Origin of the sequence: Porphyromonas sp. COT-290 OH860, assembly GCF_000768935.1 — a bacterium.
GTDB lineage: Bacteria > Bacteroidota > Bacteroidia > Bacteroidales > Porphyromonadaceae > Porphyromonas.
This window is the reverse complement of the sequence record NZ_JRAR01000031.1, coordinates 1-24,850: the sequence shown is the minus strand read 5'-3', so window position 1 is coordinate 24,850 and position 24,850 is coordinate 1. Positions and strand designations below refer to the sequence as shown.

15 protein-coding genes are annotated in these 24,850 nt (G+C 49.2%); 7 read left to right on the top strand and 8 right to left on the bottom strand.

Annotation, left to right across the window (positions count from 1 at the left end):
* Positions 1-21: 21 nt before the first annotated feature.
* From pdxA to mutA, 8 genes are all read right to left on the bottom strand, one after another.
* A complete protein-coding gene (gene pdxA / locus HQ41_RS03215; RefSeq protein ID WP_044187850.1) occupies positions 22-1,125 on the bottom strand; it encodes a 4-hydroxythreonine-4-phosphate dehydrogenase PdxA in 1,104 nt (367 codons plus the stop codon).
* A gap of 20 nt (positions 1,126-1,145) precedes the next feature.
* Positions 1,146-2,195, bottom strand: a complete 1,050-nt coding sequence (locus tag HQ41_RS03210; protein ID WP_044187848.1) for a DUF4837 family protein — start codon at positions 2,193-2,195, stop codon at positions 1,146-1,148.
* 52 nt (positions 2,196-2,247) lie between these two features.
* A complete protein-coding gene (hydE, locus tag HQ41_RS03205) occupies positions 2,248-3,285 on the bottom strand; it encodes a [FeFe] hydrogenase H-cluster radical SAM maturase HydE (protein WP_044187844.1) in 1,038 nt (345 codons plus the stop codon).
* 26 nt (positions 3,286-3,311) lie between these two features.
* On the bottom strand, positions 3,312-4,784 hold the full coding sequence (locus HQ41_RS03200; protein WP_044187841.1) for a monomeric [FeFe] hydrogenase: 1,473 nt from the start codon (positions 4,782-4,784) through the stop codon (positions 3,312-3,314).
* A 300-nt stretch (positions 4,785-5,084) separates the two neighbouring features.
* Positions 5,085-6,317: a nucleoside recognition domain-containing protein gene (locus HQ41_RS03195; RefSeq protein ID WP_044187884.1), complete on the bottom strand. Its 1,233-nt coding sequence runs from the start codon at positions 6,315-6,317 to the stop codon at positions 5,085-5,087.
* 23 nt (positions 6,318-6,340) lie between these two features.
* A complete protein-coding gene (locus tag HQ41_RS03190; protein WP_044187838.1) occupies positions 6,341-6,973 on the bottom strand; it encodes an L-threonylcarbamoyladenylate synthase in 633 nt (210 codons plus the stop codon).
* Positions 6,974-7,073: 100 nt separating this feature from the next.
* Positions 7,074-9,227, bottom strand: coding sequence for a methylmalonyl-CoA mutase (gene scpA / locus HQ41_RS03185; protein ID WP_044187835.1), 2,154 nt, complete (start codon positions 9,225-9,227; stop codon positions 7,074-7,076).
* A 15-nt stretch (positions 9,228-9,242) separates the two neighbouring features.
* Positions 9,243-11,102: a methylmalonyl-CoA mutase small subunit gene (gene mutA / locus HQ41_RS03180; protein ID WP_044187832.1), complete on the bottom strand. Its 1,860-nt coding sequence runs from the start codon at positions 11,100-11,102 to the stop codon at positions 9,243-9,245.
* An 848-nt stretch (positions 11,103-11,950) separates the two neighbouring features.
* On the opposite strand from mutA, the gene HQ41_RS03175 reads away from it, so the two are divergent.
* From HQ41_RS03175 to mutL, 7 genes are all read left to right on the top strand, one after another.
* Positions 11,951-14,524, top strand: a complete 2,574-nt coding sequence (locus HQ41_RS03175) for a zinc-dependent metalloprotease (RefSeq protein ID WP_044187829.1) — start codon at positions 11,951-11,953, stop codon at positions 14,522-14,524.
* 363 nt (positions 14,525-14,887) lie between these two features.
* Positions 14,888-15,565 carry an ATP-dependent Clp endopeptidase proteolytic subunit ClpP gene (clpP, locus tag HQ41_RS03170; protein ID WP_044187825.1) on the top strand — a complete coding sequence of 226 codons (678 nt, stop codon included), beginning with the start codon at positions 14,888-14,890 and terminating at the stop codon, positions 15,563-15,565.
* Complete coding sequence (gene clpX, locus HQ41_RS03165; protein WP_044187822.1) at positions 15,558-16,769, top strand: ATP-dependent Clp protease ATP-binding subunit ClpX; 1,212 nt, start codon at positions 15,558-15,560, stop codon at positions 16,767-16,769. Before clpP ends, clpX begins: the two co-directional genes overlap by 8 nt.
* Before the next feature lie 72 nt (positions 16,770-16,841).
* Positions 16,842-19,031 (top strand): DNA helicase RecQ, encoded by a 2,190-nt coding sequence (recQ, locus tag HQ41_RS03160; protein ID WP_044187821.1) that lies wholly within the window; start codon positions 16,842-16,844, stop codon positions 19,029-19,031.
* Between the two features lie 73 nt (positions 19,032-19,104).
* On the top strand, positions 19,105-20,490 hold the full coding sequence (locus HQ41_RS03155) for a peptidylprolyl isomerase (protein WP_044187818.1): 1,386 nt from the start codon (positions 19,105-19,107) through the stop codon (positions 20,488-20,490).
* A complete protein-coding gene (locus tag HQ41_RS03150; RefSeq protein WP_081964737.1) occupies positions 20,491-22,569 on the top strand; it encodes an OstA-like protein in 2,079 nt (692 codons plus the stop codon).
* Positions 22,570-22,780: 211 nt separating this feature from the next.
* The gene (mutL, locus tag HQ41_RS03145) at positions 22,781-24,670 is read left to right on the top strand and encodes a DNA mismatch repair endonuclease MutL (RefSeq protein WP_044187816.1); all 1,890 of its coding nucleotides are present in this window, start codon (positions 22,781-22,783) and stop codon (positions 24,668-24,670) included.
* Positions 24,671-24,850: the final 180 nt, after the last annotated feature.

Genomic DNA, 24,850 nt, shown 5'->3' with positions numbered 1-24,850 from the left:
AAACGAAGATAGACTAGTAGACTAATAGTCCTCCTCGTGAGCTGTAAGGTCTAGCTTCTCGTCGTCGTGACCTCTGTGGTGGTAGGTACGTCTTAGTGGGTTGCGTCTGGAGTATTCGTAAGCACTGCGATCTCGGTAGATGTCAATAGCTTGATAGATAGCGGCTCGCATAGAGTCTGGCGAAGCCTTGCCTTGACCTGCTATATCGTAGCCAGTACCATGGTCTGGAGAGGTACGCACAATGGTCAGACCGAGTGTACTATTGACACCTTCGCTCATGTACAACGCCTTAAACGGAGCTAAACCTTGGTCATGATACATAGCCAGAATGCCATCGAAAGCATCAGCACGATCGCCTCCCCAAAAGCCGTCGGCAGGATAAGGACCGAAGACAATAATCCCCTCACTACTCAACTGCTCTATAGCAGGAGTGATGATTGTCTGCTCTTCGTTACCCATAAGGCCTCGGTCACCAGCATGAGGGTTGAGCCCAAGTACTGCGATACGAGGCTTGACGATACCAAAATCACGCTTCAGACCAGCCTCCAGTAGCCGTACTTTCTCAGCGATAAGCTCTGAAGTAAGTATCGACACAATCTTAGATACTGGTATATGCCCCGTAGCAAGTGCGACTCGGCAGTCTAGACAAGACAGGAGCATCAAGCTCTTACCTGCATCTTTCGCTGCTACAGCTTCTAGGTATTGGGTATGCCCGTTGTAAGGGAAGCGATCACGTGGCATAACGCTCTTGTTGATTGGAGCTGTAACGAGCACGTGGCAACGCCCTGCTTTTACATCTTCGGTCGCACGCTCCAGAGCCGCCAGAGCCAACTGACCAGCATATTCGGTAGGCTGACCGGGCTCAACATGACATTCCTCTCCAGCACAATCAATCAGATTGACGCAACCGTCTTTAGCTTCGTCGGCGTGATGTATCAAATGCCAAGGCTCGGCCTCGAGGGACAAATGATTGCGCCAAAAGGCAGCAGCCTTGCCTGAACCATAGATAACGGGGGTGAATAGCTCCAAGATACGCTCCTCGGCAAAGATCTTGAAAAGGATTTCGTAACCTATACCATTGATATCTCCGTGGCTAATGGCCACTCGTATTTTCTTATTCTCCATACTTTATTAGTTACACTCCTCTAGAACGCCTTGGTATAGGTACTCTCTAGGATACTTTTAGCTTCAAACTTCTCAGTTCTAGGTCGGAAGCTGTATAGGGCTCCCTCCATCATTCGGATCAGGTTGAGTTTGTTTTCATTGGGGTGATACACGAACCCTTCAGCTACATATACACGAGAGGTCTTGGGATCTATGTATGCATGACAAACGAATGGGCCTCCCATCATGGCGCCGCCCTCCATCTGCCATAGACCACGCACCTCGCCTCTAGGCTGAGCGTTGGGTATCATTACCTTGCGGTAGACAAGTCCCGTACGCACTGTGCTGGGATAAGTTCCCTCAAATTCACCTTGGATATTGGTTTTGAGTACAGAGTCCCTGACCTCGACCAAACGGTCTAGCCCAATATCGGCCTTGGAGGTGTAGGGAAAGCTATAGACAAGTATATCGTGACGACGACGCATATTGGCATTACTCATCCAGAGGAAGTTATCCCCTACCTTGTAGTGTCTAATATCTCTAGGCACATTGATTTTATGAGCAAACAGACTGTCCACCATCTCGGTGGCTCTCTGGCTGAACTCCTCCTCTACGATAGAGCCAAACCTATATAGCTCGTGGCGCAAAAGCATATTCATGATGGGTTCTTCGTTGCGAGTGATATACGCTTGAAGAGAGTCGGCTGAGGCAGCCTGCATACGTATGACGAGCTGCCCTCTAGCCCATTCGTCGTAGCCGTACTTGAGCGCCGTGGTAGAGAAACGCTCGGGGTCTACCGTAGCGATGATGATATTGCGGAAGTATCGCAGAGCACCTTTGAAGCTCGGCGCTGGCACTCTACCCCCGATGGTAAACATAGATTCCTCCTGAGGTAAGGCGGGAGCAGCCTGATCGAGCATCTGCAAAATCTGTACGCCCGGTGTACTATCGAGTAGTTCATTCTCCATCACGATCATTACTTCTCCGGGGCGACCCGATGCTTGCACAAACGTAGAACCAATACTACCCTTACAAGCCCCCAAGGCTAGCCCAAGAGCCAGCACACAAGTCCATCTATTGAATGTATTCATATTTCAATCTTTATACACCGATGGGTGTCAATTGCAACAAAGATACAAGAAATTACCTCAAGCTATCGCCTCTCTCATAAGAGAGCTCATAGCCAATAGAAGCCAACTGATCGGCAAGGAGAGACAAACCCTCAGCGGCTTCGGCACCTAGAGCGGCTTTGTCATTGTAGAGTTCGTATTTCTTTCGTTGCTCAAGTGGCGATAGATTAGGCATCACGACATTGCACCCTGCGAGGATACCACGCAATCTACCCTCAGGGTGTAAGGTAGCTAGAGCTGTCGTAGAAGGGATCAATGCCTCGGGGTGCATCAGGCGAAGTATAGCGAGGAGCCTAAGCGTCAGCTGTAGCGAGCCAGCAGGTTTGCCAGCAAAAGGTGTCTGCTTGTGTGGGAGGAAAGGACCAAGCCCAATCATCTGTGGTTTGAGCTCCTCGATGAAGCGAATATCTCGTATCAAATGATCGATGGTTTGCTCTGGTGAGCCGACCATAATCCCCGTACCCGTCTGGAAGCCAATCTCCTTAAGCTGTCTGAGGCAATGCTGCCTATGCTCGGCTGACATCTCTCTCGGATGAAGCACGGCATAGTGTTCGGGGTCGAATGTCTCGTGACGCAGCAGAAATCTATTGGCTCCTGCGGCATAAAACCTCTCGTAGTCTACTCGCTTCCACTCACCGATAGAGAGTGTAATGGCACAGTCGGAATAGCTCTGGCGTATCTCCTGTATCAGAGTGACCAGTCTATCCGACGTCCAGTAAGGGTCTTCGCCCCCTTGAAGAACAAAGGTTCGGAACCCTAGCCCATAGCCATGCGCACAGCACTCCAAAACCTGCTCGTGGCTCAATCTATAACGTACCACATCTCGATTGCTACGGCGAATACCACAGTAGTAGCAGTCGTTCTTGCAGATATTAGTCAGCTCAATCAATCCCCTAATATAGACCTTGAGCCCATAATACTGCTCTCGGACTTGGCGTGCTTGTAAACAAAGCGCCTCCAAAGAAGCATCGTCCTCTGCACTAAGCAGTATACGGAGATCCTCCTCTGGAAGCGTTTGCTCGTCCCTAAGACGTTTGATTAGTTGATCCAAATGTATCGAATCTATATAGTCTGGAGCTAAACAGTCTCCATATCTGCGTAGGTTTCCTTGCGCTTGGCTAGCTCTGCCACAAGGCGTCGAGTGCCTGCTGCGGTATCTCCGTGAGCACAAGGCCCCGTGATACATCCGCCGGGGCATGCCATTACCTCAATGAACTGCGCTGGAGCTTTCTTTGTCTTGGCTGCCGAGCGAAGCAGTGTCATATTCTTGCGATCGATATCTGCGATGTTGAGTGCAGTGAAAGTCTTCGCCTTATCCTTGAGGTACGCTTGCACCGAACCCATAACGCCTCCAGCTTGAGCAAACCCATGAGCCTCTCGCACGGAAGTAAACGCTGGAGCAAATCCATCTGCTTCCTCTAGCTCTACACCCATACCATCTAGAATGGCAGCTAATTCCTCGAATGTCCAAACGAAGTCTACGGCCTCATCTCGCTTAGCCTCCTGACGCTTAGCTAGACATGGACCAATGAATACGATCTCGGCATCTGGATGCTGCTGTTTGGCTATGCGTGCGGCATAGTACATGGGCGACCCAGTGTGAGAGACGAAAGGCTTGATATCGGGGATATGCTTCTCTGTAAGCTCAATGTAGGCGGGACAGCAAGACGTAGTCATGAAGGGTTGCCCCTCCTCCAGTTTCTCCAGTAGCTCGTGAGCCTCGTTGCTGATTGTGTCCATAGCACCTTGAGCAACCTCGATCACATCGTGGAAGCCAATGGCCTTGAGTGCACCATAGACCTTGTCGATTGTGGTCTTGAACTGACCGAGTACCGAGGGGGCAGGGATAGCGATCATCTTGTGACCATTGCGGATGCGTTGCAAGACATCGAAGGTTTGGCTAATCTCGAAGATTGCACCGAAGGGACAAGCGTTCACACACTTGCCGCAGTAGATACAGCGGCTCTCATCTATACGTTCGATGCCGTTTTCGTCTTTCTTAATGGCCTTAACGGGACAAGCCTCTTCGCAGGGAACAGGGATATAAACAATGGCATGGTAAGGACAGCTCTTATGGCAGATACCACAGCTGATGCACTTGTCATGATCAATCTCCGCTTGACCATTGCGTTTGAAATCTACAGCGTCCTTGGGGCAGTTGGTCGAGCAACTCTGAGCTACACAGCCTTTACATAGATTAGACACCTCATAGTTTACCTGAACGCAAGACGAGCAGGCCTCATCAATCACGCAAAGTATATTATCCTTCTCTACCTGCTTACGCTCAAGCGCTCTACGTGCATAGTCCGATAAAGGTGTCAGCTCATCTGTTTCGTCACTCATATCGTAGCCTAGTAAGGGCAGGGATTTATACTTCCAAACTACACGTTCCTTGTGGATACAGCATCTCCCACGAGGTTTAGCATTGCGAGGGCTAAGGCGTAGAGGAAGTCGGTCAACGTCTTCAACCAGTTTTTCGTCTTTCCATAGACGTACGAGATCGGCCAGCAGACGGTGGCGTACAATCATCACGTTGTTTGTAAAGGCCATAGTGCTTTAGAGTGTTTAGTATTGCTCTGATTGATGAAAACGTGAAGAATAGATGAAGAAATACCGGAGCGCATAAACCCTACTCAAGCACGCTCCTCTATACTCCACTTACAAGTCTAGTAATCCGTTATTATTTGAAATTGACAAATCCAGTGCGAAAATACTGATTTACCTGCTAATGAGCAAGGATTTACCCAGAAAGGAAGTAGCACAAGGAGGGAAAGCACGACAAATGTCCATATCTCCACGGCCTCTCAATTGATCAAGAAGGCTATTAGTTTCACAAAAGCTATGTAAAAGCTAGGCAAAGAATAGATAAGTTACGAGAGTAGCGGTCACTGCTCCGGCGAGGTCTGCAAGCAATGAATATGGTAAGGCATAGGCTGTACGCCTAATACCAATAGCTCCGAAATAGAGCGCTATAATATAGAAAGTCGTATCACTCGCACCTTGTACTGTGCAAGCCAAGCGACCGACGAAGCTATCTGCCCCATGTGTCTGCATGGCATCGACCATGAGCCCTCTAGCTCCACTGCCACTAAGTGGTTTCATCAGCATCGTAGGCAGTGCCTCTACCCATCGACTATCCCAGCCAAGACTCTCGAAAAGCGACAAAAGCCCTTCGGCAAGTAGATCCATGGCTCCCGATGCCCGGAAGACACCTATCCCTACAAGCATCGCAATAAGGTAGGGAATAATACCAACCGCCGTAGAAAAGCCTTCCTTTGCTCCCTCGATAAAGCTCTCATAGACGTTGATACGTCTGCGCACTCCACCGAAGACGAAAGCTAAAATAATCCCTACAAGCACCATGGACGAGATGCCCGTACTGATACGGCTAAACTCCTCGGGAGGGAGCTGAGCACCTAGCCAAACAATACTGGCAAACAAGGACAATACCACCAGCAGAAACATAATCATAGGCCTACGCCAGAGATTGATGCGCTGCTTCATCGCCATCAAGAGCATTATCACGAGCGTTGAGGCAGTAGTTGCCATAAGGATAGGCAAAAAAACATCGGCAGGATTGGCTGCACCTGCTTGCATTCGAAAGGCAATTACTGACGAAGGAATGATCGTCAGGCCGCTAGCATTGAGTCCAAGGAACATCAGCATCGCATCGGTAGGGTCTTCCTTGCAGGGGTTGAGCGACTGTAAGCTCTCCATTGTTTTGAGCCCTAGAGGTGTAGCCGCATTATCCAACCCCAGCATATTGGCCGAGATATTCATGAAGATATTCCCCATGGCTGGGTGATTTTTGGGAACCGAAGGGAATAAGATGCTAAGTAGAGGTGAAGCCCAAGAGGCCAAAGTCTGGATAATCCCAGTTCGCTCAGCTATTTTGAGCAAGCCCAACCAAAGACAAAGCACCCCCGTGAGGTAGAGCGAGATCTCGAACCCATTTTTGGACTGGTCAAAACAAGCCTTCATAATCCGCTCAAAGATCAGAAAATCTCCCGTCAAGAACAGATGACCTAGAGCCATCACAAAGGCAATAACAAAGAAGCCAACAAAAATATAGTTAAGCACCATACCTCTATCTTTATAAGCAACTATCAATCACGACTGAGTGCTGGCTCATCGGCGTCTATACGTCCAGACCCCAAGCGGATTATCTCAAAAGGCTCCTCTGTACAGTCTACAATCGTAGAGGGCTCTATCTCCACAATACCTCCGTCGATGATACAGCCAATCTGCCCGCCGAAGCGCTCCTGAATTAGTTCGGGGTCTGATGCGTACTCTGGGTCGTCGTCATCGGAGAGCGGCAGAGAGCTAACAATAAGAGGATTGCCTAGCTCCTCTAGGATCAATCGCCCGACTGGATGAGAGGCAAGGCGTACGCCGACCTCCTTCCTATTCTTATAAATCTTGGGGAGCGAACTTGCAGCTGGGAGGATAAACGTATAGTTGCCCGTATGCTCCTTGATGAACTTAAAAGCACGATCATTTAGCCTGCAGTACTCCGACACGTCGCTCAGCCCTGCAAACATAATAGACAGAGATTTCTTCTTTGGGTCTATGCCCTTGAGGCTACAAATCTTCTCGACGGATCTGGCTTGTAGAGCATCGCACGCATAAGCATAGCCCGTGCAGGTGGGGTAGATAATCACTTCTCCATCTCGCAGAGCCTGCACGACCTCTGCCAGCTCCTTGTAGTTGGGAGCATCTGCATATAGTTTAACCATCATAGTCACAAAGATAAAGATAATACCATCAAAGCAAAGAGAGCATGCCGACGGATAAATCTCGACATGCTCTCCTTGTATTGATGAGTTTTAACTAACCTACTTATTGTGGCTCGTCTAGTAGGATCTCAAGCACCTTGGCTGCTGAGTAAGCCACGGGAGTACCGGGACCGAAGATAGCAGCAACACCAGCGTTGTAGAGGAACTCATAGTCCTGTGCAGGGATTACACCACCAGCAGTAACGATGATATCGGGGCGACCAAGCTTCTTGAGCTCTGCGATCACCTGTGGGATAAGGGTCTTGTGCCCTGCTGCTAGAGATGAAACGCCCATCACGTGTACGTCGTTCTCTACAGCTTGACGAGCCGACTCCTCTGGGGTCTGGAAGAGAGGTCCCATATCCACGTCGAAGCCACAGTCCGCATAGCCTGTCGCTACCACCTTAGCACCACGGTCGTGTCCGTCCTGACCCATCTTAGCGATCATGATACGAGGCTGACGACCTTCCTTGGCTGCAAACTTTTCGGCCAGAGCCTTGGCACGTACGAAGTCTGAGTCTTCGCCTGATTCTGATGAATACACGCCTGAGATAGTTCTGATGATTGCTTTATAACGCCCTACGATCGTTTCGCAGGCGTCCGAAATTTCACCGAGTGAAGCACGTACAGCAGCTGCTTTCACCGCTAGGTCTAGGAGGTTACCTTCCTTAGTTTCTACGCAGTGTGTGATAGCAGCAAGTGCCTTCTGCACTTCTTCTTCGTTACGCTCGCCACGGAGCTGAGTGAGGCGGTCGATCTGCTGTAAACGCACGGCCGTGTTGTCGATCTCGAGGATATCGATAGGATCTTCCTTCTCCAGACGATACTTGTTGATACCAACGATCACTTGCTGGCGAGAGTCGATACGAGCCTGTGTACGAGCTGCGGCTTCCTCGATACGCATCTTAGGTAGACCCGTTTCGATAGCCTTAGCCATACCACCCATCTCCTCTACCTCCTGAATGTGTGCCCAAGCCTTGTGCATCAGCTCGTTGGTCAGGCTCTCTACATAGTATGAACCAGCCCATGGGTCAATCTCCTTACATACCATGGTTTCTTCTTGAATGTAGATCTGCGTATTACGAGCGATACGAGCCGAGAAGTCAGTTGGCAGAGCGATAGCCTCGTCAAGAGCGTTGGTGTGCAGTGACTGCGTGTGTCCCAGTGCGGCACCCATGGCCTCGATACAAGTACGACCTACGTTATTGAAGGGGTCTTGCTCGGTGAGGGACCAACCAGAGGTCTGACTATGCGTACGCAGAGCCAAAGACTTGTCGCTCTCGGGGTTGAACTGCTTAACAATCTTAGCCCAGAGCATACGAGCTGCACGCATCTTGGCGATCTCCATGAAGTGGTTCATACCAATCGCCCAGAAGAAAGACAGACGGGGAGCGAACTTATCTACGGGGATACCAGCAGCGATACCAGCCTTGAGGTACTCTAGACCGTCGGCGAGTGTATAAGCCATCTCGATGTCTGCTGTAGCTCCAGCCTCCTGCATGTGGTAACCAGAGATAGAGATCGAGTTGAACTTAGGCATATTCTGCGAAGTGTACTCGAAGATGTCGGCGATGATGCGCATAGAGAACTCAGGTGGGTAGATGTATGTATTACGCACCATGAACTCCTTGAGGATATCATTCTGGATCGTACCAGCCATTTCCTCTAGCTTAGCACCCTGCTCAAGACCTGCGTTGATGTAGAAAGCCATGACAGGAAGCACTGCTCCGTTCATCGTCATAGACACAGACATCTTGTTCAATGGAATACCATCGAAAAGCACCTTCATATCCTCAAGCGAGCAGATAGATACACCAGCCTTACCTACGTCACCCACTACACGATCGTGGTCGGCGTCGTAGCCACGGTGTGTGGCAAGGTCAAAGGCCACGGATAGCCCCTTCTGACCAGCGGCGAGGTTACGGCGGTAGAATGCATTAGACTCCTCTGCCGTAGAGAACCCTGCGTACTGACGGATCGTCCAAGGGCGCATAGCGTACATACCGCTATATGGACCACGGAGGAAGGGGGGCAGACCAGAAGCATAATCTAGGTGCTCCATACCCTCTAGGTCGCTAGCCGTATAAACTGGTTTTACGAGGATCTGCTCGGCTGTGCGCCAAACAGAGGTATTATCTTGTTTACTAGCCCAAGCTGCAGCATCGGTATTAGCGAAGCCAGCGGACTTAATATCTATATTCTTAAACTGTGGTTTCATTGCTGTTGCTTGCTATTAGTTAATGCCTAGTACTTGGTTAAAGCCACGGAGCGTTTCAAGCACATTGCTCTTCACATTGATGAAGTTATTGATACCGATAGCCTTGAGGTCGTCTGTGCAGGCAGGAGCACCAGCCACTACAAACTGAGCACGACCATCGAGATACTTGAACGCCTCGGGGGCAAACTCTGCATACTCGTCGTCGCTAGAGCAGAGCACGATGATGTCTGCACCAGCGGCAAGACCTGCATCTACGCCCTCCTGTACGGTCTTGAAGCCAAGGTTGTCGATGACCTTGTAGCCAGCACAAGCGAAGAAGTTACTAGAGAACTGTGAGCGAGCAAGGCGCATAGCGAGGTTACCGATGGTAAGCATGAATACCTTCACCTCCTTGCCACTGCGTTCTGTAGCTAGACGAAGAGCTTCGAAGTCCGAAGCACCACGAGAGAAATTAAGCTTCTCGATCGTTGCCTCACCACAGCCACAAGTGTGTGGCCCCTCTTCCTCAATCTTAATCTTACCAGCAGCCACCTCTGTGAAGTTGGGGAACTGGTTCGTGCCGAGGAAGATTTCCTTGCGAGCAGCCACAGCAGCGTGGCGCTTGTCGTTACTTGTATTGACAGCCTTCTGCACAGAACCAGCCTCTACAGCCGCAGCAAATCCGCCCTCTTCCTCTACGGCAAGGAATAGCTTCCACGCCTCAGTGGCAATAGAGTTGGTCAGATACTCTACATAGTAGGAGCCAGCAGCAGGGTCAATTACTTTGTCGAAATGACACTCTTCCTTGAGCAGAAGCTGTTGGTTGCGTGCGATACGCTCGGAGAAGTCGTCCGACTCCTGATAGGTAACATCGAAAGGCTGTACTGTCAGTGAGTCTACACCACCAAGCGTGGCAGACATAGCCTCGGTTTGCGTACGGAGCAGGTTCACGTGTGCGTCAAAGATTGTCTTATTCCAAGTAGAGGTCACCGCCTGCTGGTGGATCTTGGCTACCTCGCCACGGTATTCCTCGCCATAGGCACCTACGATCTCGGCCCAAAGCCAGCGAGCAGCACGGAATTTGGCCAGCTCCATGAAGTAGTTGGAGCCAACACCAAAGACAAACTTGATGCGAGAAGTAACCTCCTCTAGTGAGTAGCCAGCAGCCGTGAGCTTATCTAGGAGCTCAGCACCCCAAGAAAGGGCATACCCTAGCTCCTGATAGATATAGGCACCAGCATTATTTAGATTAAGTGCATTGACTGTAAGCACACGGAACTGAGGCAATCCCTTAGCTGCCTCTAGAAGAGTCTTACAGTTCTCCACCCAATTGGGGTTGGAGATACCACGCACGAGTTGTTTCTTGAATGCATCGAAAGCAATGGAACCCTTGCACTGAGCTACATCTGCTCCCGTAGTGGCGAAGTACTCTGTGAGTACGCCTGCTAGCTTGGCAGCTACGGAGATACAGCAAGTGAAGTTGAGCTCAATAGCCTCGGGCAAGATGTCCTTGAGGAGAACTTGCAAAGACTCAACGTTGATCTGGTCTTTCTTGAGTTTGAAGCCAAGAGAATTGATCCCCTTACCCAGCACGTCTAGAGCCTTGGCATTGGCAGCCTTGAGGTCTGAGGCATTGATGTCTTGGCGAATGAGCCAGTCGTTGTCCATACGAGTCGAGCGCACGTAGGGATACTCGGCTGGCATCATGTGAGGAGTAGTGAGCCCCTCAAGGTCTTCGCGACGATAGAACGGATTAACATTGAACCCTTCGTTTGTACGCCACACCAACTTCTTGGCGAAGTCGGCGCCTTTCAAATCAGCTGTGATCTTGTCCATCCACTCCTGAGTCGAGATAGGAGCAAATTCGGTCAGCAGCCGTTCTTTCTGGTTTGCCATATTTATATAGTTTAGTGAATTGCCAAATACACATTTAATTCTCCAATGTCGCAAAGGTACTAAATCCTACAATACACCATACCTATTCTTCAAAAAACTTCTTAGAGAGGGGACACAGAGTGAATTTAATAGACGATATACAGCATCTTGGGAGGGAAGTATGGCATCAAAGAGCAGATCATTCTATTACCAACAAGACAAGGTCTTATCCATAGGACTGGTCGAAGCCTTAGCTTTTGTCACTGCCACCCGATGGTGGTACCACGAGAGTGAAACAAATTTGTAAAATTTTCACAACGGCATCCCCACATACTTGGCAGGTCTACCGGGTGGGAGTTGCTTTTTCTTCCCATTGATTTGGGGCAGTTTCAGGTCTAACACTAGACGATATGTCCACCAATCTTGGGAGATTGATGGGAAGAAAATCTAAAACCAGAGCTGAAAATGCACAAATCCACCGAAAAATAAAACACAAACAACTGATTACCAACATACTCAAAACAGACACTGGTAGACATCTTTTTTCACTCCAATAGGGGTTGAGTGCCCAAAAGAAAAAGAATGCAATCTGAAGCCTTCTAGGAGGCAAATACGAGGTTTATGCCTTTTGTACCATATTCAAGAGAGTATTCCCATCAACATTCTGAAATCTGGTCTAAAATCTAAATCTCCATAGTTAAGCACTCTAGCGGTACTTAGTAGGCCTCCCTCGTGGTTAAGCCTCCCCCTCGAGCGAACTATGCAACCTCTATAACCCGTCAAATAAACAATATGTCTAGGGTAGTACTAACAATTTGATTAGCTTTGCGTAGCCTAGCAGGCGATCATCGCAAACCACAGATAAGAAAATGAAAAAATTTAGCATCATTGCAGGAATGACCCTTCTGTCCGTAGGGCTATCTACTAGCTCCTGCTCTATCATCAAAAAAAAGAGATCTAATAGAGGGGCTGTCGCTGCTGCACCTCCGAAAGACGACAAGACCAAAGCCTTTGAGAACCTCATCAAAGATGCAACCCCAAGCGAAGGCCTATTTGACATGTACCTACGCAAAGACGGCAAGCTGATTATGGTACTCTCGGAAGCGAACTTTGGGCCTCTATACGGGCTATCTAACCGAGTATCCGAAACGAGCAACACACAGGACTATGTGGCAGGGCAGATGATCGACCGACCAATCGCTATCCGCCTCTCCAAAGACGAACACAGCGTCTACATACACAGTGTGCAGACAAGTAGCCTTGTTGCTGACCAAGACCCAATCAAGCCTGCATTTGAGCGCAACTTCACCAACCCAATCATCAGGGGCTTCAAGATTGGGGGGATCAAGGGCGACAAGATAGCTATTGACGTGACCGCTCTATTCGCTGGCAATGATGCTCTACTCAGCCCAATCAAAAAGGAAACCCCGATGAGTAAGATGTTCGGCGGAAGTCGTGGCATCAAAGCCGCATTCAACGCCTCTGGCTCTAGTATCTCTAGCGTCAAGGCCTTTCCCAAGAATGTGGAGATCAAGAGCCGTCTAAGCTACGATATGATAGAAGGCAAACAATCCTATACCGTAGGGCTACACCGCTCTATCTATGAGCTACCCAAGGAGCCAATGGTGCCACGCCTCGGTGACAAACGTATCGGTTTCTTCTCCTCTGGCAAGGAGCTTTTTACCTCCAGCCACGATAGGCTCAAAGACTTTGTCTACATTCACCGCTGGCGAGTCGAGCCCAGAGAGGAGGATCGCGCCAAGTATGAGGCTGGAGAGCTAGTAACCCCAGCCAAGCCCATTACATTTTATGTAGATACAGCATTCCCTCCCAAATGGCGCAGCACTATCCGCGAGGGTATTGAGGACTGGAACAAAGCTTTTGAGCATGCGGGATTCAAAGATGCTATTAGGGCTATCGACTATCCAGCCAACGATCCGAGCTTCGATCCAGACGATATGCGCTATAGCTGCTTCAAGTATGCAGCCTCTCCTATCCCCAATGCTATGGGACCAAGCTACGTAGACCCTCGCTCGGGCGAGATCCTCACTGCTGATGTCATCTGGTACCACAACGTTGTGTCCCTCGTGCACGATTGGCGATTTGCACAGACCTCGGCCGTAGACCCAAGAGTACGCAAACTCACCTTCGACGATGAAGTGATGCGTGAGTCGCTGCGCTATGTGGCCTCTCATGAGATTGGACATACACTCGGGCTAATGCACAACATGGGCGCCAGCTACTCCTTCCCTATCGACTCCTTGCGTAGCCCTAGCTTCACCCAGAAGTATGGCACTACCCCAAGTATTATGGACTATGCACGCAACAACTACGTAGCTCAACCCGGGGACTACGAGCGTGGTGTACGCATGATTCCACCCCTCATCGGAGTCTACGATGCCTACGCCATAGCTTGGGGCTATCGCCTAATCGCAGGAGCACAAAAGCCAGAGGACGAACTACAGACACTGAACAAATGGATTGAGGAGAAGGCCAATAATCCGATGTTTACCTATGGGCCACAACAAGTATTCGCAACGGTGGACCCCACAGATCAAACCGAGGATCTAGGCAACGACCACATACAAGCCAGCGACCTAGGCATCAGCAATCTCAAAATTACCCTAACCAACCTAGAGCAATGGAGCTACCAAAGAGGAGAGGAGTACAAAGAGATCAGACCTCTCTACCAATCTCTAGTTAGTCAGTACAACCGCTACATCGGGCATGTACTCCCATACATAGGAGGTATAGACTACCGTGAGGTACGCCAAGGCGATGAGCTAGCTCCCAAGAACTACATCAGCAAGGCAGAGCAGCAGAGAGCTCTACGCTGGCTGATGGGACAAGCTCGCTCTGTAGGCCAATGGCTCTACCCTAGAGAGCTTACTGATAGGATTGGGTACAACCGAGGCCGTGCTATGCGTAGTGTCGCCATGATCACCAATGCGCTCTACGACCCTACTGTCTTGGCACGCATACACGAGGCCGGAGAACTCGATGCCAAGCGCTACTATACCCTACCAACCTACATGGAGGATCTATACAAGGAGCTATTCCGCAGCACACTCAAGAGAGAGAAGCTGAGCCCAGAAGACAAGGTGATGCAGACGGCTGCGATAGAGGCACTAGCTTTCGGTAGTGGGCTCAAAGCAAAATCTAGCGCAGCAAACAGACTATCACTGGGAGAGAACGACCTGACAGAGGGGAACGAAATGCCAGCCTGCCATGCGTGCTGGCAGCACCAAGACACCCAACTAAACGAGTACACGATTCGCTTCAACTTCGGTCTACCTACACTACCCTCTGCAATAACGGCTCCAATGATGCTATCCTACCTCAAGCGCATTCGCTCTCTCTACGCAGGAGCTGGAGGCACAGCTGAGGATAAGGCCTTCTATGCCTACCAAACACTCCAGATAGACAAGCTACTCAAACCCTAAAGTAGAGGCGGTGTAGTACTCAAGACTTATGGCATAGCACTCCGCATCGACCAGAAGCGGAGGTCCATCATAATAGGCAGACTACTGTGTTACTTGTGACATTTGCTCTGCACGGACTTCGTCGTCAGCTTCTGTCTTAGCATCTTGCATTTTGGGCATTCTGAAACACCTAAAAGGGGCTGTGTCGAGATTGAATTTCGACACAGCCCCTTGTCTTTGCACAAACTAGTTAACACATGTCATTAATCTCTATGGACGAGTTCTATAAGTTTTGATTTGCCAGATGAAGACAAATTATTATTATCTTTGTTTGAAGTCCTTGCCCCCCGAGAGGGTACAAGGGCTTATTATCAAGAATATAGTATGAACGAATTTAAGAAATATGCAACGGGGCATCTGGGATTAAATACCCTAGCCCTAGAGAGCTACATGAATCTACAAAGTAGCTACATCTCACCAACAATCATTGAGGAGCGACACCTCAATGTAGCCCAAATGGACGTCTTCTCTCGTCTGATGATGGACAGAATCATCTTCCTAGGGACACAGATCAATGACTATACGGCCAATGTGATCCAAGCACAGCTGCTATTCCTAGATAGTAGCGACCCCGGCAAGGATATCTCCATCTATATCAACTCACCCGGTGGCTCTGTCTATGCAGGCTACGGTATCTACGACACGATGCAGTACATCGGCTCGGACGTGAGCACTATCTGTACGGGTATGGCTGCCTCTATGGCTTCTGTACTCCTCGTGGCTGGGAGCAAAGGCAAACGCTTTGCCTTGCCTCACTCTCGCGTCATGACTCACCAACCCCTAGGAGGCATACAAGGGCAGGCTAGCGACATCGAGATCGCTGCCAGGGAGATTCTCAAGGTCAAAAAAGAGCTCTACGAGATTATTTCCAAGCACTCAGGCAAGCCCTTCGAAGATGTAGAGAGAGATAGCGATCGTGACTACTGGATGACAGCACCAGAGGCTCTGGAGTACGGCATGATCGACCGAGTACTTAGCAAGGAGGTGCGCAGCAATGGCTAAAAAGAATCTCGTCTGTGACTTCTGCGGCGAACCACAGCCCGCTGGTGCTCTACTCAGAGGAATGAATGCCTCAATCTGCCCCAACTGCATTGACCTCTGTTCGTCCGCACTCAAGGAAGCACTCAGAGAGTATCAGCAGACGGAGCAGTTTGATCGCTCTAGCTTACCCAAACCCAAGGCGATCAAGGATCATCTAGATAAATATGTAGTGGGGCAAGACGAAGCCAAGCGCTATCTCTCGGTGGCTGTCTACAACCACTACAAGCGCCTTGAGCAGGCTACTAGCAAGGCAGACGACGTCGAGATTGAGAAGAGCAACATCTTGATGCTTGGCCCTACTGGTACGGGGAAAACACTCCTAGCCAAAACAATCGCCAAACTACTCAACGTGCCATTCGCTATCGTAGATGCCACGACACTTACCCAAGCAGGCTATGTGGGAGAGGATATTGAGAATATCCTTACTCGCCTGCTACAAGCAGCCGACTACGATGTAGAGGCTGCTCAGCGAGGGATCGTATTCATTGACGAGATTGACAAAATAGCTCGCAAGGGAGATAACCCCTCCATCACACGTGATGTGAGTGGCGAAGGAGTGCAGCAAGGAATGCTCAAGCTTCTAGAGGGAGCGGTAGTCAATGTGCCACCACAGGGAGGGCGTAAACACCCCGAGCAAAAGATGATCCCTGTAGATACAACCCAGATCCTCTTCATTTGCGCTGGAGCTTTCGATGGTATCGAGCGCAAAATAGCGCAGAGACTCAATACTCGTGTGGTAGGCTATAATAGTCCCGGGCAAAAGATGGCACACAAGGAAGCCGAGGAGCTTCTCAAATACGTTGATGCTCGTGACCTCAAGAGCTTTGGTTTGATCCCAGAGATTATCGGCCGTCTGCCTGTTATTACCTACCTGCATCCATTGAGAGCCGAAACGCTACGCATGATCCTGACGGAGCCAAAGAATGCGATCATCAAACAGTATCAGAAGATCTTTGACATGGACGGCGTTAAGCTCTCCTTCTCGGAAGATGCGCTCAACTACATCGTAGAGCGTACTATGGAACAAAAGCTAGGAGCTCGTGGTCTTAGATCAATCGTAGAGGCCATTATGATCGACACAATGTTTGATATGCCAACCGAGGCAGGAGCAAGCATTGTCATAGATCGAGAATATGCCAAGCAGAAATACGAACAAAGTCTATAAACGATCGGTCGAGTATCTCTCAAATATCCGTACGATCGACTCTGTCATTGATTACCAAAACGACGAATCCCAATGGAAGGAGAAGCTAATAAGGAATTGCGAGTAGCCCTAAAGAAATACTTTGGTTTCGACCAATTTAAGGGCAATCAGGAAGCAATCATAGAGAGCATTATGGCAGGCAAGGACACATTCGTCCTAATGCCTACAGGAGGAGGAAAGAGCCTGTGCTACCAGTTACCAGCTATGCTCCTTGATGGTACAGCCGTGGTAATATCACCACTAATCGCATTGATGAAAAACCAAGTTGATGCGATGAGAGGCTTCTGCGGAGATGATCGTGTGGCACACTTCATCAACTCCTCTCTAACCAAAGGGCGACTAGAAGAAGTAAAGCAAGATGTCAGAAACGGACACACCAAGCTGCTCTACGTAGCCCCAGAGTCACTGACTAAGGAAGAGAATGTGGAGTTTTTGCGAGAGGTAGCCGTATCGTTCTATGCCGTAGACGAGGCACACTGTATCTCGGAATGGGGACATGACTTCCGACCAGAATATCGCCGTATACGTAGCATTGTGTCCGAAATCAACCTCAGGCCAATCATTGCCCTAACCGCTACTGCCACACCAAAAGTTGGGCACGATATCCTCAAAAACCTAGGGATTGAAGGAGCTGAAATATTCAAAAGTTCTTTCAATCGAGAAAATCTCTTTTACCAGATCAAACCTAAACAAGCAGATATAGACAAAGATATCGTCAAGTTCATTCTTGCCCACCCTAAAAAAAGTGGTATTGTCTATTGTATGAGTCGAAATAAGGTTACTACATTTGCACAGGTTCTCCAAGCCAATGGTATTAAGGCACGCCCCTATCATGCGGGTCTAGACGCCAAAGAGCGCTCTGAGAATCAGGATGCTTTTCTAAGCGAAGAGATTGATGTCATTGTAGCGACTATTGCCTTCGGGATGGGGATCGACAAGCCAGATGTGCGCTACGTTATCCATTACGATATGCCCAAGAGTCTAGAGGGGTACTATCAGGAGACTGGTCGTGCCGGCAGAGATGGTGGAGAGGGGCATTGCATTGCCTACTTCTGCCAAGAAGACCTAGATAAGATGGACAAGCTGATGCGTGGCAAACCCGTAGCAGATCAAGAGATAGCTCGCCAGCTTCTGAGCGAAACGGCGGACTATGCCATGTCCAGTATCTGTAGGCGAGTACTACTACTCAATTACTTCGGGGAGAAATATCCACACGAAAATTGCGAATGTTGTGATAATTGTTTGGCACCTAAAAACAAAGTGGAAGCTAGAGAATTGCTATTAAGCCTATTAGAAGTCATAGGTACACTCAAAGAAAAGTTCAACACAGACTACGTCATCAAAATCCTGCGAGGAGAAACCAACTCGGACATTGAGTCCTTCAAGCATGAGGACCTCGACTGCTTCGGTATCGGTCAGGAACATGATGCTACCGTATGGAACAATGTAATTCGCCAAGCCCTTGTATCGGGCTACATCGAGAAGGACGTGGAGACCTACGGACTACTCAAGATCACGGCTGCGGGCAAGAAGTTCCTCAAGAAGCCCACAAGCTTCGTGATCGTAGACGAGTCGGAAGAGATAGACGAGAGCGACGAGCCACGTGGCCAAGCTGGCGAATCTGGAGGTGCAGCAGACCCAGTACTATTCGCAATCATGAAAGATTTGCGCAAGAAGATGGGACAGCAAAATCAGGTACCACCCTACGTGATCTTTCAAGACATCTCCCTCGAGGCGATGGCGACATTCTATCCGATCACGATGGACGAGTTGCAAAACATACCAGGCGTTGGGGCAGGTAAGGCAGCTCGCTACGGACAGCAGTTCCTCGACGTCATCAAACGCCACGTAGAGGACAACGACATCGAGCGTCCAGAAGACCTCCGAGTACGCACCCTCCCCAACAAGAGCAAGATGAAGGTGACCATCATCCAGCAGATCGACCGCAAAGTCGCCCTAGATGATATTGCCATCAGCCACGGTTTAGATTTTGATGTGCTACTATCGGAGATTGAAGCTATCGTTTACTCTGGTACACGCATCAACATCACCTACTTCATTCTTGATGTGATGGACGAGGAACACATGGAGGATATCTATGAATACTTCAAGGAGTCTACAACCGACTCACTCGAGGAGGCTCTCGCAGAGCTAGGAGATGACTACACAGAGGAGGAAGTTCGCCTCGTGCGTATCAAGTTCCTCTCCGAGATGGCCAACTAGCCGCACATACCAAGGCTAGGGATTTATCCGTTGATATAGTGGTTGAACAACAACTCTTAGGACATAGTACATAATGAATAAAAAGATAGTAGCGCTAACGCTGACCATATTTACAGGCTCGCTGTGGCCTCCCTATGAACTAAAGGCGCAGAAAAATGTGGCCGACGAGGTCGTTTGGATGGTTGGTGGAGAACCCATTCTGCTATCAGACATCGAGTTCCAGAAGCTACGTCTTAGGAGTGAAGGTGTTCGTTTCGATGGTAACCCCGACTGCTTCATACCTGAGCAAATCGCCGTACAGAAGCTCTTCCTCAATCAAGCTAAGATCGACAGCATTGAGGTAGGCGAGCAACAAGTAAACCGCTATGTAGATATGTGGGTGGAGAATGCAATCGCTCAGGTAGGATCCAAGGAGAAGCTAGAAGAATACTTCAACAAGAAGCTCAGCCAAATCAAGGAGGATGAGCGTATTCAGATTAGGAATAATGAGATTGTACGTGCAATGCAACAGAATATCACTCGCAACGTACAAGTGTCCCCGTCCGAGATCAGGCAGTTTTTCTCTATTATCCCTGCAGACAGCCTCCCCTTCATTCCCAAAATGGTAGAGGTAGAAAAGATCAGCATCAAACCCAAGATTAACCTAGCAGAGATAGACCGCATCAAGGCTCGTCTTAGAGAGTATGCAGAGCAAATAAACAATGGCACTCAAGAATTCACTACGCTAGCGCGTCTGTACTCAGAGGATAACCGCACTGCCATTCAAGGCGGGGAATATGGCCTCGTAGGCAAGGCCTCGCTTGAGCCAGAGTTTGCAAATGTTGTCTTCAACCTAAGCGACCCCAAGCGTGCCTCCCAAATTATCAAGACAGAAGAAGGCTACCATATCGTACAGCTGGTAGAGAAGCGCGGAGATATGGTCAACTTCCGACATATCTTGATGCGTCCTATCCCAAATAGCGATGCACTTACCGAGGCCACACTACGGCTAGACTCAATCTGCAACTACATCAACGAAGGCAAGCTTACCTTTGCACAAGCCGCAGAAGCCTATTCGGACGACAAAGACACTCACAACAATGGTGGACTGATGACTAATAGAAATCAGGAAAGCGAGTTTGAAGGATCTGCTAGTTTCCGCTACGAAGACCTGCCACAGGACATCGCCAAAGTAGCATACGAACTAAAGCAAGGAGAGATCTCCAAGCCATTCGTCCAAAGGCTTCCCAATGGCCAGCAGGAGGTCGTGGTGATCCGCCTAAAAGCGGTACACGAAGAGCATTTGGCGAATATGAATACGGACTTCCGAACCATTAAAGCGATGGCTCTGGCTCAGAAGCGTGAGCGTGTCATTGACGAGTGGATCAGACGCAAGCAGCAAGAAACCCCAATCGTCATCCACTCCCACTATGCAGACTGTACCTTCCGTTATCCAGGTTGGGTACGCGAAAAGGAATAAATGAAAGCAAGCTCTAAAACCAAATATCTAGCACTAGCCACTGCCGTACTATCTCTCGGCAGTGGTTATCTTGGTTTGAGTGCTATGGTTAGTAAACCTTATGCTATGTTGCCTTGGGATCAGCTACCCAACGACAATAAAAACAAAGGCCAGTCCTCCAAGATCATTCTCGAGCATGCGAACCTATTGACTTACGACGCTCAGTATCGCCCCGGAGTACAGAGGCTCATCGGAGATGTGTCATTCCGCCACGGCAATGCAATAATGACTTGCGATAGCGCCTATCTCAATGACACAGACCAAACTTTCGAAGCATTCGGTAATGTCCATATGGTACAGGCCGATACGATCAACATATACGCCAAGTACCTCTACTACGATGGGCGGACGAAGCTAGCCCAGCTCAGAGAAAACGTTAAGCTAGACAAACCAAATACGACTGTCTATACAGACGTGCTAGACTACGACCGAGTTGCCAATATGGCTTACTACTATGAAGGGGGCAGTGTAGTGGATCAACAGAATACCCTTACTTCAGTTTACGGTCAATTTAACCCCACGACGAACGATGCTGAGTTTAGAAACGACGTCAGGCTGTACAATGATAGTACAGAAATGACTACTCAGACTCTCTACTATAATACGCACTCTCGCATCGCTCGCTTCGATGGCGAAACCCTCATCAAAGCAGATTCTGGAACCATTGTTTCGCAGCGTGGGGTCTATGATCTCAACGAAGATGTGGGCATACTACTAGATAGGTCAATGGTACGCTCGGGGAGTCGTAGCATGACAGGGGACTCTATCTACTACGACGGCACCACCCAGTATGGCGAGGCCTTTGGCAAAATGGAACTTATGGACACTCTACAAAAGGCAAACCTATACGGGGACTACGGATACTTTGAGAATAAGCGCAACTATGCTTTCGCCACATCTCGATCCTATATTTTGGATTATTCCCAAAAAGATAGCCTCTATATCGGCGCAGATACCCTAGAGCTTATAAGCACTCCTCTACCAGATAGTATCAGAGCCAACCAACTGCAACGCAGAAGCGAAGAGATAGATCAGCAGCCAGACTCTCTGACCAGACTTATCAGAGCCTATCACAATGTACGCATCTACAAAACCGACGTGCAAGCTCTGGCTGACTCTATGACCTATGTATCGATAGACTCAATACTAGCGTTCTACCGAAAGCCTATCATGTGGAGCGGGTCACGCCAGCTCTCGGGCGACACAATCCTATTCCATCTATCAAACCAACAGTTTGACTACGTTGATGTGATCGGTAACACATTCTCGATAGAGCAGATGCCCGATGCACCTGAGTACTACAACCAGCTACGAGGATCCAACCTCAGGGCCTACATTGTAGACTCTACACTCAAGCAAATTAATGTTACGGGTGATGTTGAGTCGATTTTCTACATGAAAGACGATAAGACCAACCAGTACAACGGTCTCAATCGAATAACAAGTAAGCAAATGCAAGTATTTCTTGACTCTGGCGTACTCCAAAAGGCACATTGGCAAGGAGAGGCACACGGCAAACTCTACCCAATGTCTATGGCTCAAGGGGCAGAGGTCAATCGCCTTGAAGGATTCGACTGGGCAGATGAACGACGCCCAAAATCGCCACTAAATGTGATCACTCAACCCAAGGACACGACTTCTATAGATACTAGTAGAGGCTATACACTAGCTAGTCTTAAACGCTTCAGCGGAGCCAAGGCTGCACTGAGAGCCTACGAAGAATATGAACAAAAAGAAGCTGACCGACTAAAGCAACAAGAGGAGGCTCGTACCAAACAAAAAGAATCCAATCAGGGTACTCCTCCCACCTACGAATATGTCCTACGCCCCAAGGAAGAAGATGAGGGCATAGCTCAAACAGATAAATCTCAAAACTGGACGAATCTATCATGGCTATACAATCCTTTTACAAGCAAAGACGCCCCCGAGGATTTGAGCATAAGCCCATCTACTGGGATCCTCGTAAGGAGGAGCTCAACAAACGAGTCGAGCGCATCAAACGTGAGCTCATTGCCAACGGAGAAATTGAAGGAGAACTAGAGGAAGCCACAACGGAAACTCAAGACGAGCTCCCTCTGGCCACACATAGCGAGGCTAGAGAGGAGCGAATACGTGGAGCTTTCCACCACGGCACAGAGCATCTGATGCGCCAACATCAGAGAGGAATAGACTCCGAGGAACGTGCTAGGCGTATGATTAAGCTCATGCTTGTACTCCTCGGTTTAGGTTTTGTTCTCTGGTACTTCCTGCGATGAGTGACATCATAAGACTACTTCCCGAAACAATTGCCAACCAAATAGCGGCTGGCGAGGTGGCTCCGGCTCCTTCCTATGTTGTCAAAGAGTTGCTAGAGAACTCTATTGATGCTGGCTCTACTTCTATACAACTAGAAGTAGCCGACGGAGGCAAGGCCTACATTCACGTGATAGACAATGGGCGAGGCATGAGCCCTACTGATGCTCGTATGGCTTTTGAGAAGCATGCGACCTCTAAGATTAGTACCGCCGACGACCTCGGTCGGCTCATAACCATGGGCTTCCGTGGAGAAGCCCTCGCGGCAATCGCAGCAATCGCCCAAGTGGAGCTCCGGACCCGTACGGCCGATAGCGACCTAGGGACAGAGCTCTTTATCTCTGGCTCTCAAGTGCAGTCCGTACAGCCCTGCGTCACACCCTCTGGCACTTCTATTAGGGTCAAAGATATTTTCTTCAACACGCCCGCTCGCAGACGCTTCCTCAAGTCTAGCGACAGAGAGCACAAGGCAATCATTACGGAGTTTGAGCGCGTGGCTTTGGTCAATCCGCAAGTAGCCATGTCGCTATACAAAGACGGCAACCTAAGTATCGACCTTCCCGCTTCCGGGCTAAAGGATCGCATCCTTAGGCTCGGGGGCAAACGACTAGAGAAAGATCTGCTCCCAATCAACTATGAGAGTAGGACTCTCACGATACAAGGCTATGTAGGCAAGCCAGCTGGAGCAAGGAAGTCTGGAGCACAGCAATTCTTCTTCGTGAACAATCGCTTTATGAAGCACCCCTACTTCCACAAGGCTATAAGTCTTGCCTACGAAAATCTCGTACCCGTAGGTCATCAGCCCAATTACTTCATCTACTTCACGCTCCCACCGGAGAATATCGACGTCAATATCAATCCGACTAAAACAGAGATACGCTTCGTTGATGAGCAGTTCATCTGGCAAATGATCAAGAGCTTAGTCCGTGAGGCTCTCAGTGCCCATGCTGCAGTCCCCATCATCGACTTCGACAATCCGTCTATTGTTGAGATCCCAACTTACACAGGTCGCAAAGATCAAGTACCACCAACATCTTCAGGCTCTAACTATACCTCTAATACTGCGACCAGCTACGGGCGACGTGTTTTCATCGGCCCCAACAACTCCGTTCCTCCAATACCTTCTCCCAATCCGAATCCACAGCCCAACTCCTACGACATTGATTGGGCTGACCTAAGTGCTAGCTTCGAAGCCAGTACTACAGCTCCACTCCAAGGACATACATCGCAAGGTGACCACACACAGGAACTATTCACACACAAAGAGATGAGTACAACCCAAGAGACTACCTCCTCAGGCTACTTCATCTACAAAGGTCGCTACATCGTTACCTCCCTAAGACGAAATCTTGCTCTAATAGACTACCGCAGAGCACAAGTGCGGGTGCTGTACGAGAGGTATACACAAGATCTCACCTGCTCGAGTCTAGAAGTTCAGCAAGTTATGTTCCCAGAGGCTCTCACTCTAACTCAGCAGGAATATACATTGGCACAAGAGATTATAGACGATCTAGCTACCCTAGGGTTTGCCCTCGAAGAAACTGAGGCAGGCGAATACACCATCACAGCCGCACCAAGCTGTATTGTCAATGAAGCAACAGAAATACTAAGGCTGCTGCTCTCGGACTGCCTTGAAACTGGACAAGCAGGAAGTGAATATCTAACCGAACACTTAGCTATCTTGATGGCTCAAGCGAATGCTCACCAGAGTACAATCCCCCAAGATCGCAAGGAGGTAGACGACTTATTGGCGAAGCTTTTTGCCACAACGGATCCCAACCTAACTCCCCTAGGCGACCGAATTATCGTCACACTCTCTGAGTCCGACCTCGACCTAAAGTTTCGATAATCAAGCCTCTAACTATAATTACTATCTTTAGTATGTAATTAACTGTATCGACATGGCAACCAAACCAACCGAACCAGCTCCAAGCTTCCTACAAGTATATACTCAGGTTCGTCGCGACCGTATGAAGCACTCCTTTCTCCGCCAAATCAATGCTTGCGTTGATTGGCGAGGTATCCGCAC